At 64.1% G+C, this 251-nt stretch carries 1 pseudogene; it reads right to left on the bottom strand.

Features of this window, described 5'->3' with window-relative positions:
• A pseudogene (locus AMS65_RS18910) lies at positions 1-251 on the bottom strand (IS256 family transposase); the annotation flags it as partial.

The raw sequence follows: 251 nt of genomic DNA, 5'->3' as shown, positions 1-251 counted from the left end.
ACGGTTCGGGGTGGATGTCGAGAGGACGTGCGAGCGGCTTGCCCTTGTGGAAGACGGCGCTGGCACGGACGAGGGCGACAAAGTGTGGGGCGTTGACCGCGCGCCAGCGGGCCTGGGCGGCCTCGATTAGCTGGTAGGACATCGCCAGCCAGGCCGCGCGGGAGCCCGGCCCTTTGGTGACTTTGGTCCTCAAACGTACTGTCGCAAAGGTACTTTCGATCGGATTTGTGGTGCGAAGGTGGATCCAATGC

Source organism: Leucobacter celer subsp. astrifaciens, assembly GCF_001273835.1.
GTDB lineage: Bacteria > Actinomycetota > Actinomycetes > Actinomycetales > Microbacteriaceae > Leucobacter > Leucobacter celer.
Note: the sequence above shows the minus strand (reverse complement) of the source record. Positions and strands in the feature narration are given on the sequence as shown.